Below are 17,427 nucleotides of genomic sequence, written 5' to 3' on the forward strand. Positions count from 1 at the left end.
TTTTGAAAGTTGTTACAATTCTAGTGACAAATGATATAATCTTTCCAGTATTTTGTAAAGAAAAAAATAAGAATGGGGCTGAAAAAATGAAAGTCGCATGTATTCAAATGGATATTGTTTTTGGAGATGTAGAAAAAAATATTGAGAATGCTAAAAATAAAATAAGCGAAGCTATGAAGGAAAGGCCAGATGTTATCGTCTTACCAGAACTATGGACAACAGGATATGATTTAACGAGACTTTCTGAAATTGCAGATAGGGATGGAGTGGAAACGAAAGAAAAGTTAATAGAATGGGCGAAGCAATATGATGTACATATTGTTGGTGGTTCTATAGCAAAGCAAACAGAGCAAGGCGTTACAAATACGATGTATGTTGTAAATAATGAAGGACAGCTAGTCAACGAATATAGTAAAGTACATTTATTTCAGCTTATGGATGAACATAAATATTTAATAGCCGGTAATGGTACGGGCGAATTTAAGCTGGATGATGTTGAATGCGCTGGAACAATTTGTTATGATATTCGTTTTCCAGAGTGGATGCGTGTCCATACTGCTAAAGGGGCAAAAGTATTATTTGTTGTAGCAGAATGGCCATTAGTTCGTTTAGCACATTGGCGTTTGCTATTGCAAGCAAGAGCAGTTGAAAATCAGTGTTATGTTGTTGCATGTAATAGAGCGGGAAAGGATCCAAATAATGTATTTGCGGGTCATTCTTTAATTGTGGACCCTTGGGGTGAAGTTGTAGTAGAGGCGAATGAAGAGGAATCAATTTTATTTGGAGAGCTTGAATTCGAGAAAATTAAAGAAGTACGTAAAGGAATTCCAGTTTTTGCGGATCGCCGTCCAGAATTATACAAATAAAATGTTGACAAGTGATTTTTATTCTTGGTATAGTCTTCAACATAAAGTTAAAAATTCAAAAAATTATACAACTCTTATCAAGAGCAGGTGGAGGGATTTGGCCCGATGAAGCCCAGCAACCGACCGTAATACCATTGTGAAATGGGGCGTTTATTACGCCAAAAGGCACGGTGCTAATTCCAGCAGAAAGTAAAACTTTCTGGCAGATAAGAGGGGAGAAGATAAACTTCAAACCTCTTTCTTAGTGGAAAGAGGTTTTTCTATGTTAGAAAAACCTCTGAATTTAAAAAGGGGGAGAAGACGATGGGATATTATTCATTAACAGAAATAACAGCTGTACAATATGCGAAAGATCATGGCTACTTTGAAGCGAAGGCAAATGTCGTTTGTCATGAAATTGGAGACGGAAACTTAAATTACGTGTTCAAATTAGATGATGGAGAGAAATCGATTATAATAAAACAAGCACTGCCTTATGCGAAAGTAGTTGGTGAAAGCTGGCCATTGTCTATAAAAAGAGCAACGATTGAAAGCAAGGCATTACAAATTTTTGCGCAGTATGTACCGGATTATGTTCCAGTAGTGTACAGTCATGATGAAGAGTTAGCGATAACGGTAATAGAAGACTTATCAAGACTAACAATTACAAGAAAAGGATTAATAGACGGAGAAGAATATCCGCTTTTATCCCAGCATATCGGCCGTTTTCTAGCACATGTTTTATTTTACACTTCAGATTTTGGTTTACAGTCGGAAGAGAAGAGGGTACTAGAAGGTACCTTTGTAAATCCGGACCTTTGTAAAATTACAGAGGATTTAGTGTTTACAGATCCGTTTGGACATTATGATACAAATGATTATGAGCCAGATTTACAGCTCGTGGTTGATGAACTTTGGAGTGATAAAACTTTAAAACTAAAAGTAGCACAATATAAATATAAGTTCTTAACAAGAAAAGAAACTCTTATTCATGGTGATTTACATACTGGTAGTATTTTTTCGTCACCTTCTGAAACGAAAGTGATTGATCCAGAATTTGCGACATATGGCCCATTTGGATTTGACATAGGTCAATTTATTGCAAATCTATTATTAAATGCTTTATCTAGAGAAGAAGAGAAAAGAAGTGTACTATTTTTCCATATAGAAAAGACGTGGAGTTATTTTGTAGAAACTTTTACAAAGTTATGGATTGGAGAAGGTGTAGAAGCATATACGAAAGAAAAACAATGGTTACCAATTATTTTGCAAAATATCTTTACTGATGCAGTTGGATTTGCCGGATGTGAACTGATTCGTAGAACAATTGGTTTAGCTCATGTAGCAGATTTAGATGAAATAGAAAATAAAGAAACAAGAATTCAAGCTAAGAAACAAGCGCTATCCTTAGGTAAAGAACTAATAAAATATGAATCTAAAAGTGCTGATATTCAACTGTTTCGAACATTATTTCAACAGACAGTTTCAGGGGGCGTAAAAGCGTGAGTACAATTGTTACTGTTCCGAGATCTGTAAGCTGGAAAGGTGATGCAATTGCGGTATTAAATCAAACGAAATTGCCGCATAGCACAGAATACAAAACATTGACGACTATTGAAGAGGTTTGGAAAAGCATCGTAATGTTAGAAGTACGAGGAGCGCCTGCAATTGGAATTGTAGCTGCATTTGGCTTGGCGCTTGCATCAAAAAAATATAACATTGTACATATTGAAGAATTTCAAAAGAAGTTTAATAGAGATTGTAATTATTTAGGAACGTCACGCCCGACAGCAGTAAATTTATTTTGGGCAATTGATCGTATGAGAGAATCTATTCGAGAGATTACTACAATAAAAGAAGCACAAAAAACATTAGAAGAAGAAGCGCTTCGCATTCAGCAGGAAGATGAAGAGGTGTGCCGAAATATTGGGGAATATGCGTTAACATGTTTTAAAGATGGCGATAATATTTTAACAATCTGTAACGCTGGAAGTATCGCAACTGCCAGATATGGAACTGCATTAGCTCCCTTTTATATTGGAAAAGAGAAAGGTGTGCGTTTACATGCATATGCGTGTGAAACGAGACCAGTTTTACAAGGTGGTCGCTTAACGACCTGGGAATTGAAGCAAGCAAATATTGATGTGACCCTTATTACAGATAATACTGCAGCTCATGCTATTCAAACGAAAGAAATAAATGCAATTATTGTAGGGGCGGATCGAATTGTCGCAAATGGAGATACGGCAAATAAAATAGGGACAATGAATTTAGCTATTTTAGCAAAGCACTTTGATATCCCATTTTATGTTGCTGCGCCACTGTCAACATTTGATGTTACGAAAGAAACTGGAGCCGAAATAATTATTGAAGAAAGAGATGAAACAGAAGTTACGAAAATCTTTGGAAAACAAGTAGCACCAATTGGAACGAATGTTTATAACCCTGCATTTGACGTAACACCGAACGAATTAATTACAGGAATTATTACTGAGAAAGGTATTATAAGCGGGGATTATAAACGAGAAATTGCATCATTATTTGAAAAACAGGCTAATACATAATAGCTTGTTTTTTTATGCCTAAATGCATTGTTTTCTCTTACTTATATAATGAAAGGAGGAGAAGAGGATGGAAGAGTGGATCAAGATGATAGGTAATGTAGGGTTTCCAATTGTTGTAACATTATATTTACTCCACCGTATTGAAAGTAAATTAGAGGGGGTAATTGTTGCAATTGAGAAGCTCCCGCGGCAATTACTAAAGTACGAAGATCCTCGCAATAAAAAATAAAGTTTGCTCTTCTTGAGCAAACTTTATTTTTTATTGAGCAGTATAGCCACCATCGATAACGACAGCTTGACCAGTAATACCTTTAGCTTTTTCACTCGCTAAAAACATAGCATAATCAGCGATTTCTTGTACTTGTAATAAGCGCTTTTGTGGGACGAGTGGATAAATAACATCTTCTAAAACATTTTCAAGTGGTACATTTCGTGTAGTAGCTAAGTCTTGTAGTTGATTACGTACAAGAGGGGTATCGACATAACCAGGGCAAAGGGCATTAACAGTAATACCATGCGTAGCACCTTCTAAAGCGGCAACTTTTGTTAATCCAATTACGCCATGTTTTGCACTATTGTAGGCAGCTTTTCCAGCAAACCCGACAAGGCCGTTAATAGAAGCGACATTAATAATACGACCATATTTTTGTTTTTTCATAATCGGAAAGGCATGCTTAATTGCGATAAACGGAGCAATTTGCATAATTTGAATTAGTAGCTCAAACTTTTCCGTTGGAAAGTCTTCAATGGGTGAAATGTGTTGCATTCCTGCGTTGTTAATTAATATATCTAATGAACCGAAATGACTAACTGTTTGAGAAATTGATGCTGTAATTTCCTCTTCAGATGTAACGTCACATTTTAAACCGATAGCTTGAAAACCTTCACTTTGTAATTGCTCAGCAGCTTCTTTCGCACGTTCTTCAAGACGATCAGTAATCACAACTTTTGCACCTTCTTTTGCAAAAGCACTTCCCATTTCATATCCAATACCACTCGCAGCACCTGTTAAAAAGACAACTCGATTTGTAACCATGATGAAAAACATCCCTTCATAATAAAGTTTTCATAGTGCTCTATTTAGAGAGGTTATAATGAAAATCCTGCAAACATTTGGAAAAAAATCGTTAGCTATCTTGTTTTGCAAAATAGTCTTTGCTATACTATTTTGTAAAGCAAGATACTTACGCTTATCTATCTTGTAAAACAAGATAGTAGGAGGATTTGAATTATGTCGACAAGTCAAATGCTGAAAGGGATCTTAGAAGGATGCTTACTTGCTATTATTTCTGAAGGCGAAATATACGGTTATGAAATGAGTGAGAAGCTAGCAAAGTATGGTTTTACAATGGCGAGTGAGGGAAGTATTTATCCGTTATTAATACGAATGCAAAAAGAAGGACTAATAACAAGCGTAATGAAGGAATCTCCATCTGGTCCAAAGAGAAAATATTACACATTAACAGAAAAAGGCGAGGAAGCACTTGATGAATTTATGGATCGCTGGGAAGCGATGCAAAGTAGTGTAGAACGTCTACTTGAAGGGAAGGGAAGGAGAAAATAATGTTATCAAGTGAAGCACGAAAGTTTTTGTTAGATATGAGATTATTTTTGACGGCAAAGAGTGTGAAAGAAAGTGATATTGAAAACTTTTTAGAAGACGCAGAACTTCATTTAATAGAAGGTGAGAGTGAGGGGAAGAGTGTAGAAGATATTTTCGGAAGCTCACCGAAAGAATATGCAAATGAACTTGTAAAAGTGATGGAAAGAGATAGACAGGAAACGTGGAAGCAAATTGGTTTTACAGTAATGAATATCGTATCTTTTTGGATTATTGCTTCTATCTTAATAGTGAGTAATGGAATGTTACAGATTTCACTTATTCAGTGTATTGGTTACAGTTTTTCATTGATTTTAGTTGTTATGGGTCCTAATTTTCTACTTCGCAAAATGACCTTCGTCACAAGCTTTACAAAAACATGGTTTTCCATGTGGTCTTTAGTTATGATTGCTCCATTGTTTTTATTAGGAGCTGTTACGATATTAGATGTGATATATCCTACAAAAATGCTCACATTCACCGAAGTCCAAAGTTATATAGTAGCTGGTGGGATTTTTATCATCACAGTAGCGATAAATATATATTTTGAAGGATGGTTTAAAAACTTATATTTAATCATTCCACTTTCTATTATGTTACTGTTTAAAACATTTACATCTGAAGATCTCATGCCAATGTTATTTCAAATTATATGTTTATACGGAAGTTTGTTTATTTTAATTTTCTTTGAAATTATGATGAAGACGAATAGAAGAGAAATGGTTAAATAAGGGAGGGGTTATAATGAATGTTTCTAAAGAAGGAGAAAAGTTTTTAATCGATACGAAAGTATATTTAATAACAAAAGGGATTAAAGAAGAAGAGGTGGACGCCTTTCTAGAAGATGCAGAGCTTCATTTAATAGAAGGTGAAAAAAAGGGGAAGACGGTAAGGGACATATTTGGTGACTCACCAAAAGAGTATGCGGAAGAATTAGCGAAAGAGATGGAGAAGGATAAAAGCGGGAGTATAAAGACTATTTTAGGAATGATAATTGGAATAGGAGGATATTGGTTACTTACAAATATTTTATTTGAAAGTTCTAATCATGAATTTGTATTAACGAATGTGCAGTTGATTGGATATCCAATTATATTAATGGTTACTGTTGCAGGCGTTATATTTGCTTTTAAAATGTCATCATTTAAGAGCAAAATAAAAGAATTTAGCATTATTTATGTAGCAGCTTTGCTACCAATTTTATTACTAGTACTATTAATGTTTATGAATAAATGGTACGGGACACCTGTATTGCAATTAACTACAATGCAAAGTTATATACTAGCTGGAATAATCTTATTAGTACTGCTAATTGGTGAAGCGTACATACTGGGATGGATTGGAATATTAGCTGTTATCATACCGTTATTAATTATGTTTGTATTTAAAGAATTAGGGAAGCAAAACCCATATTGGGGAATGTTAGAGCCTTTACTTCTGTACGGAAGTTTATATGTATTAATGAGATGGTCTTTTAAAAATGAAGAGGAAAAAACTGTAAGTTAGTTTTATACTAATAGTGAAGTGAACGAACTGAATTTTTTATCAAGGGGGGAACGAATATGCAAAGTATATTTCTAGGTATATTGTCTATTGTGTTTTTAGGTTTAACGATTTTTGGGCTCTATACTACCTTTTCGAAAAAGGTACATGATGACTATTTCGATACTTTATTAGATGACACATCGGGTTATATTCTGTTCTTCGGTTTAATTGGAAAAGGGCTGCTTTGGATATACAAAAAATTATTTCCAAAGAAATATTATATAGGGATTTTTAGAGGGATTACATTTACATTTAGTTGTCTATTTTTATTTCTAGCAGCCGGGATTTGGTTTGTTGATTGGAACAAGTTGTTTTAAACAGTAACATGAGGGTTACTGTTTTTTTCTTTGTAGTAAAGAGCTTTGTAAAGAGAGCGCTTTTTGTTCTGTTGTTAATAAGGAATGAATATGAACGTTTTCTGGACGAGGGACTATTGGATACATAAGATTTGTTGGAGAAGGGTGGTGCTCCGAACCGGTTGGAGAATGAGGATCTGCATGAGTAAGTTTTCCATGAATACGTCTTGTAAATAAAATATGACCGATTTCGTGAGCGAGCGTATATATATTTTTCATAGGGGCAGCCGAATTTGTTAAAACGATATAGCCAGTAAGTTGCTGTTGTTTTGCTAAAGAATAAGCGCAGGCAATTACTGCTGTTTCTTTGAAATAATCACTGCCAATATAACAAATATAAAGGTCGCATTCAGGAGCTTCATTTACACATGTTTGGAAAAAGGATGCCAACTTTTCTTGACTTTGAATGGAATTTTTATAACTGATTTCACGGTCAAAAAAACGGAAAAGTTCATTTAATACAATTACTTCTTGAATTTGAAATGTAATGGGGTGCCAAATTGATTCTGCAACAGCTAAATCTTTTGCGATGCGGTCATCAGAAATATCGGCGCCGGGAGTAATGCAAATACATATATTGACGTATGGATCCATAAGGAACACCTCAAATGAAAAAAAGTTCTTCCTATAATATATGTGGGAAAAAGATGTCATGTATGGATAAACGCCTTCTTTATTGAATATATAGATGACAAGTCGAAAAAATTTCATAGTTCTATAACATGGTATGGTCGTCTTTTTGATATAGTAAAGGAAAGGGGGAGAATATATGTATACATTAAAAATCGTTTCAGACAGAGAAGCACTTTATCAATTTGCGAGTTATGTAAGAGTTGTACAAGGGGTTGAAGATGTATATGTAGAGGTGGGAGAACCTTTATATGAACATCCTTTAATGAAGTTTTATGTACATATTAAGCTGAAAGAAACATATGAGCAGCATAAAGCGTTACAGGAAATAGCAAGATTAGTAGAATTGGGTCGTTTTACATATGTCCATTATCGTAATGATGAAATTGAGGAAGCTTTTGAAGCTGTAAAATATGAAAGTTTTAAGAAATAAAGATGAAAAAACGGAGGCGAAAGCTTCCTTTTTTTCTTTAAAATTACATGAACAAAAAGAGAGAAATTTTGTTATGATAAGGGAGGTTAGGGAAAGGGGAATTTACATATGGGGTATATTGAAGAGTTACGAAAAGTCGTTGGTACAAGACCGCTTATTCTCGTAGGATCAGCAATCATTATATTAAATGATAAACAAGAAGTATTGCTTCAATATCGTTCAGATACATATGATTGGGGTGTACCTGGTGGGGCGATGGAACTGGGTGAAACGACAGAAGAAACGGCACGTAGAGAGTTATTTGAGGAAACGGGGTTAACTGCAAAAATAATGCAATTTCTTGGTGTTCTATCAGGAAAAGAAGTATATTTCCGTTATCCGAATGGCGATGAAATTTTCAATGTCATTCATCTGTATCAGGCACATCATGTGAGCGGGGAATTAAAGCTCGATCATGAAGGGTTGAAACTTCAATATTTTCCAGTAGATAAGTTGCCAAAATTGAATGAAACGACAGAGAAAATTTTGCAAAAGTTTTTATATGCACTGACAGAATAGAAGGTTAATTCCTTCTATTTTTATTATATGAAATATTTTGATTTTTTAGTATGTTTATAGTATGATAGTTATAGATATACATCTTATGGAATTTCACCTAAAAACTTACTAGGGTACATAAGAGAGGGGCAAGTACAAAATGCATAATGTTGTTATTACAGCTGCAGTTCGTTCGCCAATTGGAACTTTTGGAGGAGCGCTAAAAAATGTAACGCCAGTAGAATTAGCTGTTCCTGTACTTCAGGAAGCTGTAAAACGAGGCGGGGTAGAACCACATGAAGTTGATGAAGTAATTTTAGGCCATTGTATTCAAAGAACTGATGAAGCAAATACGGCGAGAACAGCTGCATTAGCGGCAGGATTTCCTGACACAGTTACGGGATATACAATCCAACGTCAATGTTCTTCAGGTATGCAAGCAATTATGTCAGCTGCAATGCAAATCCAATTAGGTGTAAGTGATGTTGTTGTTGCAGGTGGAGTAGAAGCGATGAGTTCGAGCCCTTATGCATTGAAACAGCACCGCTGGGGACAACGTCTACAGCACGGAGAAATTCGTGATACGGTGTGGGAAGTGTTAGAAGATCCGATTCACCATATTATGATGGGTGAAACAGCGGAAAATTTAGTTGAACAATATGAAATTACAAGAGAGGAACAAGATGAAGTTGCTCTTCGCAGTCATACATTGGCACTGAAGGCAATCGAGTCTGGACACTTTGACGATCAAATTGTTCCTATTACAATAAAAGAACGTAGAAAAGAAGTAGTATTTTCGAAGGATGAGCATCCACGTGCAGATATTACAGCGGAAAAATTAGCAGGGTTAAAACCAGCATTCCGTAAAGATGGGTCTGTAACTGCAGGTAATGCATCTGGCCTGAATGACGGAAGTGCAGTTCTAGTATTAATGAGCGAAGAAAAAGCAAAAGAAAAAGGTTTACAACCGTTAGCTAGAATTGTTGGATATTCAGTAGCTGGAGTAGACCCGAAAATTATGGGTATTGGACCAGCACCAGCAATTCGTAAAGGTTTAGAAAAAGTGGATTGGTCATTAGAAGATGCAGATTTACTTGAAATTAATGAAGCTTTCGCGGCTCAATATTTAGCTGTAGAGAAAGAGTTAGGTTTAGACCGTGAAAAAGTGAATGTAAACGGTAGTGGCGTAGGACTTGGGCATCCAATTGGTTGTACAGGGGCTCGTATTACGGTAAGTTTAATTCACGAATTAAAAAGACGTGGGTTAGAAAAAGGAATTGCCTCTTTATGCGTCGGTGGCGGTATCGGGGTTGCCTTATTTATAGAAGCACTATAAAAAAGAAGCAGCTATTGCTGCTTCTTTTTTTATGACTCAAATAGATGATGAAATAATCGATCACGATTTTCAAAGAAAAGTTTCGTTGTTTGGTAATGCTCGGTTTCTTCTAATGTGGATTCGTGAATCCCCTCTTGTGTTAAAGAGTATATAGTAGATTCAGGGTAAGCCATTAAAATAGGAGAATGCGTCGCAATAACAAATTGTGAGCCTTGTTCCGCTAGTTCATGCATTCGAATGAGCATGGAAAGTTGTCTCATTGGTGATAGAGCGGCCTCAGGCTCATCTAAAATGTATAAACCTTGTCCTGAAAAACGATTCATAAATAAGGAAAAGAATGATTCACCGTGTGATTGTTTGTGAAGTGAGACACCACCATATGAATCAATAACTGGATTTCCGCGTGCTTCTGGATCAGCATCCATTTCATCAATATAAGAAGCAACGTTATAAAAAGATTCAGCGCGAAGAAAGAAACCGTCGTTTGGTGTATTGAAACTTTTTGAAATTCGAAGGTATTCATGTAAAGGTGAATGGGAATCGTTTGTGCTAAAACGGAAGTTCTTCGTTCCACCTTCTGCATTAAAACCTAACGCAATTGCAATTCCTTCAAGTAATGTTGATTTACCTGTTCCGTTTTCTCCAATAATGAATGTTACATTTGGATGGAAAGCTAGTGATTGTAATGTTCGAATAGCGGGTAAGCAGTAAGGATATGCGGAAAAACTAGGGATATTTTCTTTTTTTAATGTGACATTTTGTAAAAAGGGTACGTCAATCAATATATAAACCTCAATTCATAACGGATTTTAATTCTAAAAAAGCAGCAAATACAAGTGTTAATGACACCTGAATCCCTTCCTTATTTTCTGAATATTTTATGTGGATTATATCATTTAAACTATCATATTCCAATGTGAAAATAAATATTGCATGAAGATCCATTCTCTCGTTATGATATATGGTATTCTACTGAAAATGTGAGAAGGAGTTAAAGTATGCCGTTTACATTTGCACATCCAGCAGCAGTTCTTCCTTTTGCGAAAAAGCATTCTAAATATATGTCAGTAACGGCTCTTATATTAGGTAGTATGGCGCCTGACTTTGAATATTTTTTACACTTTAGACCGTATGGTGTTATTGGGCATACGTGGCTTGGGTTCTTATATTTAAATTTACCACTTGTCTTCTTATTAGCATGTATATATCATTACGTTTTAAAAAAGCCTTTTATAACACATTTACCTAAACCATTTGCTGGCTACTATACATATGCAATAGACAAGAGATGGGGGCTTCATACATGGGAGGATCTTTTTGTATTTTGTTATTCAGCATTATTCGGTATGTTAACGCATGTTGTTTGGGATGCATTCACTCATAAGACAGGCTATTTTGTTATGAAAATACCATTATTGCAAAGAGAATGGTACGGTATCCCTGTTTATAAATATATGCAACATGGAAGTACATGTATTGGTTTTCTATTATTAGTATACGTTTTATGGAAGTATAGAAATGGAATGGGTAAAGATCTTATTTTAGCTTCGGAAAAAAGAAAGTATTGGATTTCAGTAATTGTTGTGGCAACTATTATATTTATCGTGCATGCGTTCCTAGATCCCTATTTTCATATTTTCCAAATTGGAGGTATAATAGTATCTGGACTGACAAGTTCATTTTGTGGACTTTTCATTGTTTCTATAGTTTACAAGGCAAGGGACTAATTTTATATTCATGAATGATAGTGTTAGGAGAAATGAAATGATGAAAGCATGGAAAAGTATTTTTGTTTTATGTAGTTTTCTTCTTATGTTAAGTGGTTGCTTCCATCAAGAAGAAAAGAAAGCTGAACCGAAGAAGAAAGAATCTATTCCTGAAACGAAAGAATATGGTGGGCGTGAGCTGAAAAAAGTAGGACAAAAAGTGAAAGAAACAGGATGGGGTACTTTCAAGTTAGAGCAGATGCACTCTGTGAATCAAACATTTGAAGTAGCGCCAATGAAAATTCACGTACAAGATGTGAAAGTAATCTCTTTATCACAGATGAGTGAAAAAGCAAAAAATACATTGAAAGTATACACGGCACTAACTCCTGAAGAAGTAAAACGTAGATTAGGGGATAAAGTAAGCCAAGAAGATGCAGAATTATATGCATCGCTAAGTGGAACAGAGATTAGTAATACAATTCGTTATGTTGAGATTACATATAAAGTGGAGAATAGCGGGAATAAAAATATGCAATTTTTCTCTATGAATGATGTTATGATTAATGGTAAGCAACATTTTAAAGTAGCGACTCAAAACTTTTTATATGATGAAGATACGTTAGTTGGTACAAAAAATGTGTCAAGAGAAGACTATAAGCCTGGTGAAACAAGAGATGGTATTATTGGTTTAATACTTGACGATGGAAAAGACAAAGTAAAGGATATTCAGTTTACAACTGATGATTTACTTGCAGGAGATTCAGAAACACAAGATGTTGTAAAAGAGTCACAAACGTTTAATATCTCACTTTCGGAGTAAGGTGTTTTTAAAATAATGTAAGAAAAACAGTCAGCACTCAAATATTATGCTGACTGTTTTTTTATTTCTTTTATGTATGAATCTACATTTTGAAAAGGCACCTTAATTTTAAACGCATCTTTTTGTTCGTTAAATTGCTTTTCATTGTAGGGACCGAAACGTTTATTGTGCTTTACGTCAATAATCCAATAATGTTCACTTTTTTTATTTGCAATTGCTGCGTCAGGGTTATTTGGATCTGATTTTTCCTCAGTTTGTTTTGCAATAATGTATTTATCATCCCAAGCAATGTCTGTAATTTTTGCAGGGATGTATTGTGTGGCATATACAGCATCTTGCGAGGGGAAAAGTTCAAATGCATTTCCAGAAGTACGTATGAGTTCGTATTCATCGTTAACCGTATAAGTTAAGTGACTAGTGTTTCCTGCACAACCAGTTAATAGGAAGGCGACGAATAGGATTATCCATTTTTTCAATATGGGAACCTCCTTTATAATGCTATTGTAACAAATTGTACAAGAAAAGTAAGAGAAACGCTAGTTTACAATGTTTTTTAGAAGTGGTACGATGAGACGGGTAAAGAAGGATATGAAGGAGTCGACATAAAATGAAGTTAAAGATGCATCGTCCAGCGCTTGTAATGAATCGCATAGGTGCTTCCCTAATTGACATGTTTTTAATCTCGGTTATGTATGGTGCAGTAGTAGCTATTATGACCGGAAACTATAGTGCTATGTTTAAGCGCTTTAATATAAGCTTAGGTGATTTTAGATATGATTTCGCAGTAGTTTTCATATTAATGGCGATATATTTTATTGTGTTACCCTTTATTTGGAACGGTGTTACACTTGGCAAAAAGGTAACGAGAATAAAATTAATTTCATTGAAGAGTGAAAAACTAACGTTGCAAACATTAATTATAAGATTTTTTGTAGTGTTATTACCGAACGTATTGCTATTAGGAATTCCATTAATATGTAACGTATATATGATGTTGTTCCGCAAAGACAATTGCGGTTTTCAGGACTTAATTACAAAGACGAAAATAATAAGTCTTGTATAATAAAATAAAATAAAAAAAGCCCCTTTTATATATAAAAGGGTCTTTTTTTATTTTATAAGTATATTGTGAATATTTACAGTAAGGAAAAGCTAAAATGTGTCATTTCTATTTATAATAGATTGAAAATTAAGATAATGATATAATAATTAAAAATAATATCTTTATCTCACCATTTGGGGCTGATTAAAGTTTTACTTTATATAATAAGGGGGAAGTTGAGATGACAGGAGGTAGCATAATTTTTTGGGGCATTCTCATTTTTATCGGTCTAGTTCTTGATCAGCGTAAGAGTAAGAAAAAAGAAGGATAAAAAGTAAACGTTTACAAATTGAATAGCAATTTTTCTTGCTTGCAGAATAATCTCATAAAGGAGTATACTGAATGACGGTAAGACTTATAGAAGGGGTAATGAAAATGAAGCTTGCAGGAAAAGTTGCTATCGTAACTGGCGGTGGCATCGGTATTGGACGTAATACAGCTCTTTTGTTGGCTAAACAAGGCGCAAAAGTAATTGTGACGGACATTGATCAAGAAAGTGGACAAGCAACAGTGGAGGAAATTACGAATCTAGGCGGAGAAGCCCTTTTTGTATTCTATGATATGGAAAAGCAAGGAGATTGGCAACGCGTTATTAGCATTACTTTGAATGCATTCAGTCGCATTGACATGCTTTTTCAAAATGCTGGTTTATATAAAATAGATTCTATTTTTTCTCGCCAACAAGAGAACGATTCCAATGTACTTTGTATTAATGACGTTTGGATAGAGATAAAACAATTAACGTCATCTTTTATGAAACAGCAAGAAGAAGTGGTGCTTAGTGATTTACCGATTTTCGGTATTATTGGCACGAAAGGACAATCATTTCATACAGTAGAAGCCCTAGTATAATAATGAAAACCGCCCTCAATATATGTGGACGGTTTTTTTGTATGTTATATAGAAGGAAATTTTTTTAGCGAATACGTTGTTCTGTTTGGTTGTCAAAGAAATGCGCTTTATTTAAATCAAATGCCAATTTAATTTGGTCTCCAGGTGAGAATATATGTCTTGCATCAACACGTGCTGCAAAATCTTGATTTCCAAGTTTCATATATAAAATAGATTCAGCACCTAACAATTCAGCAACTTCAATTTTTGTTGTGAAAGTAGTAGATTGTGAAGCTTCTAAAAATAGTAGTTCATCATGAATGTCCTCCGGGCGAATACCTAAAACAATTTCCTTATTTACATAGCCTTGTTCACGTAGCATCTTCATTTTTCCTTCAGATACTTTGATTTTTATAGTATTGTCTATAACGAAATCGGTTTCAGTCAATTTACCACGGAAGAAGTTCATCGCTGGTGACCCGATAAATCCACCCACGAAAATGTTTTCTGGTGTTTCATATACTTCTTTTGGTGTTCCAATTTGTTGAATCTTTCCATCCTTCATAACGACAAGACGCGAAGCCATAGTCATTGCTTCTGTTTGGTCATGTGTTACATAAATTGTTGTTGTTCCAAGGCGATGATGTAGCTTAGAAATTTCTGAGCGCATTGCAACACGGAGTTTAGCATCTAAGTTTGATAATGGCTCGTCCATTAAGAAAACTTTTGCATCTCGAACGATTGCTCTACCTAACGCAACACGTTGGCGCTGTCCACCTGATAATGCTTTCGGTTTTCTATCTAAATATTGTTCAAGTCCTAAAATTTTTGCTGCATCTTTTACACGACGATCGATTTCATCTTTTGGTATTTTTCGAAGTTTTAATCCAAATGCCATATTATCATATACACTCATATGTGGATAAAGAGCGTAGTTTTGGAATACCATTGCGATATCTCGATCTTTTGGAGGAACATCATTCATTAGTTTACCATCAATTGAAAACTCGCCTTTTGAAATATCTTCGAGTCCAGCTACCATTCGTAACGTTGTAGACTTTCCGCATCCAGAAGGACCGACAAATACAATAAATTCTTTATCTTGAATGTGTAAATTAAAATCAGTTACAGCTGTTACGTTATTATCATATATCTTATAAATGTTTTCTAATTTAAGTTCTGCCATGGTATTTCCCCCTAGAAATAATTATGCAAACGTTTTCTTTGAGTTCATTATAAACGAATAGATTCAAAAAATAAATAAAAAAATAAAACGTTTTCATTTATTGGAGATTTATTAGTGGTTTTCATATGTTTTCTTAGAAAAAGAACAATAAAAATTGTAAGCGCTATTTTAAATTGAGATAGAATCTGTTATCATTCATTAATGAAAACGTTTGCGCCTTGGAAAAAGAGAAAAATGAATGAAATGGGGTAGCATAATGGAAAAACAATGGTGGAAAGAAAGTGTAGTATATCAAATTTATCCTCGTAGCTTTATGGATAGTAATGGTGATGGTATAGGAGATCTTCAAGGGATTATTTCAAAGCTAGATTACTTAAAAGAGTTAGGGATTGATGTGATTTGGTTATCACCAATCTATGAATCTCCAAATGATGATAATGGTTATGATATAAGCGATTATTGTAAAATTATGAACGAGTTCGGAACAATGGAAGATTGGGATGAACTATTACATGAAATGCATGAACGTAATATGAAATTGATGATGGATTTAGTTGTTAATCATACATCTGATGAACATAATTGGTTTATTGAATCACGTAAATCAAAAGATAATAAATATAGAGATTACTATATATGGCGTCCTGGAAAAGAAGGGAAAGAACCAAACAACTGGGGAGCTGCTTTTAGTGGATCTGCATGGAAGTATGATGAAATGACGGATGAATATTATTTACATCTGTTTTCTAAAAAACAACCGGATTTAAACTGGGATAATGAAAAGGTAAGACAAGATGTTTATGAGATGATGAAGTTTTGGTTAGAAAAAGGAATTGATGGATTCCGCATGGATGTTATCAATTTTATTTCTAAAGAAGAAGGGTTACCAACAGTTGAAACAGATGAAGATGGTTATGTTTCAGGTCATAAACATTTTATGAACGGTCCAAACATTCATAAATATTTGCATGAAATGAATGAGGAAGTATTATCGAATTATGATATTATGACGGTTGGTGAAATGCCTGGTGTAACGACAGAAGAAGCTAAATTGTATACTGGAGAAGAACGAAAAGAGTTGCAAATGGTATTCCAATTTGAACATATGGATTTAGATTCAGGAGAAGGTGGAAAGTGGGATGTAAAACCATGCTCACTTCTTACTTTAAAAGAGAATTTAACAAAGTGGCAAAAAGCATTAGAGCATACCGGATGGAATAGCCTTTATTGGAATAACCATGATCAGCCTCGCGTTGTATCTCGTTTTGGTAACGATGGAATGTATCGCATTGAATCTGCGAAAATGTTAGCGACAGTTCTTCATATGATGAAGGGAACGCCATATATTTATCAAGGTGAAGAAATCGGAATGACGAACGTTCGATTCCAATCAATTGATGAATATCGAGATATTGAAACGTTAAATATGTATAAAGAAAAAGTGATAGACCATGGTGAAGATATAGAAAAAGTAATGGAATCTATTTATATAAAGGGTCGTGATAATGCTAGAACTCCGATGCAGTGGGATGATCAGAATCACGCTGGATTTACAACGGGTGAGCCTTGGATTACTGTAAATCCTAACTATAAAGAGATTAATGTGAAACAAGCAATCCAAGATGAAGGTTCAATTTTTTATTACTATAAGAAATTAATTGAGCTACGCAAAAATAATGAAATAGTTGTATATGGATCATATGATTTAATATTAGAGAATAATCCTTCTATTTTTGCTTATGTAAGAACATATGGAGACGAAAAACTACTTGTTATTGCAAACTTTACTGCGGATGAAAGTGTATTTGAAATGCCTGAGGATATTAGTTATAGTGAATCAGAATTATTCATACACAATTACGATGTAGAAATCGGATTGATAGATAACATTACATTACGTCCGTATGAAGCGATGGTATTCAAATTGAAATAA

22 protein-coding genes and 1 riboswitch are annotated in these 17,427 nt (G+C 34.5%); of the genes, 17 read left to right on the forward strand and 5 right to left on the reverse strand.

The features are described from left to right. The first annotated feature begins 2 nt into the window (after nt 1–2). From MRP26_RS06670 to MRP26_RS06685, 4 genes are all read left to right on the forward strand, one after another. Nucleotides 3–866, forward strand: a complete 864-nt coding sequence (locus tag MRP26_RS06670; protein WP_016512349.1) for a carbon-nitrogen family hydrolase — start codon at nt 3–5, stop codon at nt 864–866. Between the two features lie 71 nt (nt 867–937). Then, nucleotides 938–1,079: riboswitch (SAM riboswitch) on the forward strand. Between the two features lie 90 nt (nt 1,080–1,169). After that, nucleotides 1,170–2,351 (forward strand): S-methyl-5-thioribose kinase, encoded by a 1,182-nt coding sequence (mtnK, locus tag MRP26_RS06675; RefSeq protein WP_000542674.1) that lies wholly within the window; start codon nt 1,170–1,172, stop codon nt 2,349–2,351. Then, complete coding sequence (gene mtnA / locus MRP26_RS06680; protein ID WP_071713530.1) at nt 2,348–3,409, forward strand: S-methyl-5-thioribose-1-phosphate isomerase; 1,062 nt, start codon at nt 2,348–2,350, stop codon at nt 3,407–3,409. The genes mtnK and mtnA overlap by 4 nt, the downstream gene beginning before the upstream one ends. Before the next feature lie 67 nt (nt 3,410–3,476). Beyond that, complete coding sequence (locus tag MRP26_RS06685; protein WP_000393338.1) at nt 3,477–3,638, forward strand: YvrJ family protein; 162 nt, start codon at nt 3,477–3,479, stop codon at nt 3,636–3,638. Between the two features lie 30 nt (nt 3,639–3,668). Here MRP26_RS06685 and MRP26_RS06690 read toward each other — a convergent pair whose 3' ends face one another. Next, a complete protein-coding gene (locus MRP26_RS06690; protein WP_098126057.1) occupies nt 3,669–4,445 on the reverse strand; it encodes a 3-hydroxybutyrate dehydrogenase in 777 nt (258 codons plus the stop codon). A 195-nt stretch (nt 4,446–4,640) separates the two neighbouring features. On the opposite strand from MRP26_RS06690, the gene MRP26_RS06695 reads away from it, so the two are divergent. The 4 genes from MRP26_RS06695 to MRP26_RS06710 are packed head-to-tail and all read left to right on the forward strand — an operon-like array spanning nt 4,641 to nt 6,871. Next, nucleotides 4,641–4,973, forward strand: coding sequence for a PadR family transcriptional regulator (locus MRP26_RS06695; RefSeq protein WP_000107977.1), 333 nt, complete (start codon nt 4,641–4,643; stop codon nt 4,971–4,973). After that, nucleotides 4,973–5,740, forward strand: coding sequence for a DUF1129 domain-containing protein (locus MRP26_RS06700; RefSeq protein ID WP_168410254.1), 768 nt, complete (start codon nt 4,973–4,975; stop codon nt 5,738–5,740). The genes MRP26_RS06695 and MRP26_RS06700 overlap by 1 nt, the downstream gene beginning before the upstream one ends. A gap of 13 nt (nt 5,741–5,753) precedes the next feature. Then, entirely contained in the window at nt 5,754–6,515 is a 762-nt protein-coding gene (locus tag MRP26_RS06705) for a DUF1129 domain-containing protein (protein WP_197242708.1), read from the forward strand. A gap of 56 nt (nt 6,516–6,571) precedes the next feature. After that, entirely contained in the window at nt 6,572–6,871 is a 300-nt protein-coding gene (locus MRP26_RS06710; protein WP_050844468.1) for a hypothetical protein, read from the forward strand. Between the two features lie 15 nt (nt 6,872–6,886). Here MRP26_RS06710 and MRP26_RS06715 read toward each other — a convergent pair whose 3' ends face one another. Beyond that, nucleotides 6,887–7,504: an ImmA/IrrE family metallo-endopeptidase gene (locus MRP26_RS06715; RefSeq protein WP_000371606.1), complete on the reverse strand. Its 618-nt coding sequence runs from the start codon at nt 7,502–7,504 to the stop codon at nt 6,887–6,889. A 175-nt stretch (nt 7,505–7,679) separates the two neighbouring features. Here MRP26_RS06715 and MRP26_RS06720 point away from each other — a divergent pair, with 175 nt between their 5' ends. The 3 genes from MRP26_RS06720 (at nt 7,680) to MRP26_RS06730 (ending at nt 9,846) form a co-directional block, all read left to right on the forward strand. Next, the gene (locus MRP26_RS06720) at nt 7,680–7,973 is read left to right on the forward strand and encodes a DUF3928 family protein (RefSeq protein ID WP_000288330.1); all 294 of its coding nucleotides are present in this window, start codon (nt 7,680–7,682) and stop codon (nt 7,971–7,973) included. A gap of 108 nt (nt 7,974–8,081) precedes the next feature. Next, nucleotides 8,082–8,531, forward strand: coding sequence for an NUDIX hydrolase (locus MRP26_RS06725; RefSeq protein WP_002005651.1), 450 nt, complete (start codon nt 8,082–8,084; stop codon nt 8,529–8,531). A 139-nt stretch (nt 8,532–8,670) separates the two neighbouring features. After that, nucleotides 8,671–9,846 carry an acetyl-CoA C-acetyltransferase gene (locus tag MRP26_RS06730; protein WP_000552075.1) on the forward strand — a complete coding sequence of 392 codons (1,176 nt, stop codon included), beginning with the start codon at nt 8,671–8,673 and terminating at the stop codon, nt 9,844–9,846. Nucleotides 9,847–9,875: 29 nt separating this feature from the next. On the opposite strand, the gene MRP26_RS06735 is transcribed toward MRP26_RS06730, so the two are convergent. Next, nucleotides 9,876–10,628, reverse strand: coding sequence for an AAA family ATPase (locus MRP26_RS06735; RefSeq protein WP_053563718.1), 753 nt, complete (start codon nt 10,626–10,628; stop codon nt 9,876–9,878). A gap of 216 nt (nt 10,629–10,844) precedes the next feature. On the opposite strand from MRP26_RS06735, the gene MRP26_RS06740 reads away from it, so the two are divergent. Together MRP26_RS06740 and MRP26_RS06745 are read left to right on the forward strand one after the other, a co-directional pair. Beyond that, on the forward strand, nt 10,845–11,573 hold the full coding sequence (locus tag MRP26_RS06740; protein ID WP_053563719.1) for a DUF4184 family protein: 729 nt from the start codon (nt 10,845–10,847) through the stop codon (nt 11,571–11,573). A gap of 37 nt (nt 11,574–11,610) precedes the next feature. Beyond that, nucleotides 11,611–12,375 (forward strand): hypothetical protein, encoded by a 765-nt coding sequence (locus MRP26_RS06745; protein ID WP_000973900.1) that lies wholly within the window; start codon nt 11,611–11,613, stop codon nt 12,373–12,375. A 44-nt stretch (nt 12,376–12,419) separates the two neighbouring features. On the opposite strand, the gene MRP26_RS06750 is transcribed toward MRP26_RS06745, so the two are convergent. Beyond that, nucleotides 12,420–12,851 (reverse strand): DUF3997 domain-containing protein, encoded by a 432-nt coding sequence (locus MRP26_RS06750; RefSeq protein ID WP_000758789.1) that lies wholly within the window; start codon nt 12,849–12,851, stop codon nt 12,420–12,422. A 131-nt stretch (nt 12,852–12,982) separates the two neighbouring features. On the opposite strand from MRP26_RS06750, the gene MRP26_RS06755 reads away from it, so the two are divergent. From MRP26_RS06755 to MRP26_RS06765, 3 genes are all read left to right on the forward strand, one after another. Further along, nucleotides 12,983–13,438, forward strand: a complete 456-nt coding sequence (locus MRP26_RS06755) for an RDD family protein (RefSeq protein WP_000769080.1) — start codon at nt 12,983–12,985, stop codon at nt 13,436–13,438. 220 nt (nt 13,439–13,658) lie between these two features. Further along, nucleotides 13,659–13,748, forward strand: a complete 90-nt coding sequence (locus MRP26_RS06760; RefSeq protein WP_000145638.1) for a hypothetical protein — start codon at nt 13,659–13,661, stop codon at nt 13,746–13,748. Nucleotides 13,749–13,819: 71 nt separating this feature from the next. Next, a complete protein-coding gene (locus MRP26_RS06765; RefSeq protein ID WP_000218413.1) occupies nt 13,820–14,329 on the forward strand; it encodes an SDR family NAD(P)-dependent oxidoreductase in 510 nt (169 codons plus the stop codon). Nucleotides 14,330–14,393: 64 nt separating this feature from the next. Here the strand turns inward: MRP26_RS06765 and MRP26_RS06770 are convergent, their stop codons facing one another. After that, nucleotides 14,394–15,494, reverse strand: a complete 1,101-nt coding sequence (locus MRP26_RS06770) for an ABC transporter ATP-binding protein (protein WP_069356149.1) — start codon at nt 15,492–15,494, stop codon at nt 14,394–14,396. 256 nt (nt 15,495–15,750) lie between these two features. Between MRP26_RS06770 and malL the strand changes: the two genes are divergently transcribed. Further along, the gene (gene malL / locus MRP26_RS06775; protein ID WP_242806052.1) at nt 15,751–17,427 is read left to right on the forward strand and encodes an oligo-1,6-glucosidase; all 1,677 of its coding nucleotides are present in this window, start codon (nt 15,751–15,753) and stop codon (nt 17,425–17,427) included.

The organism is Bacillus sp. CCB-MMP212 (assembly GCF_022748145.1).
Lineage (GTDB): Bacteria > Bacillota > Bacilli > Bacillales > Bacillaceae_G > Bacillus_A > Bacillus_A cereus.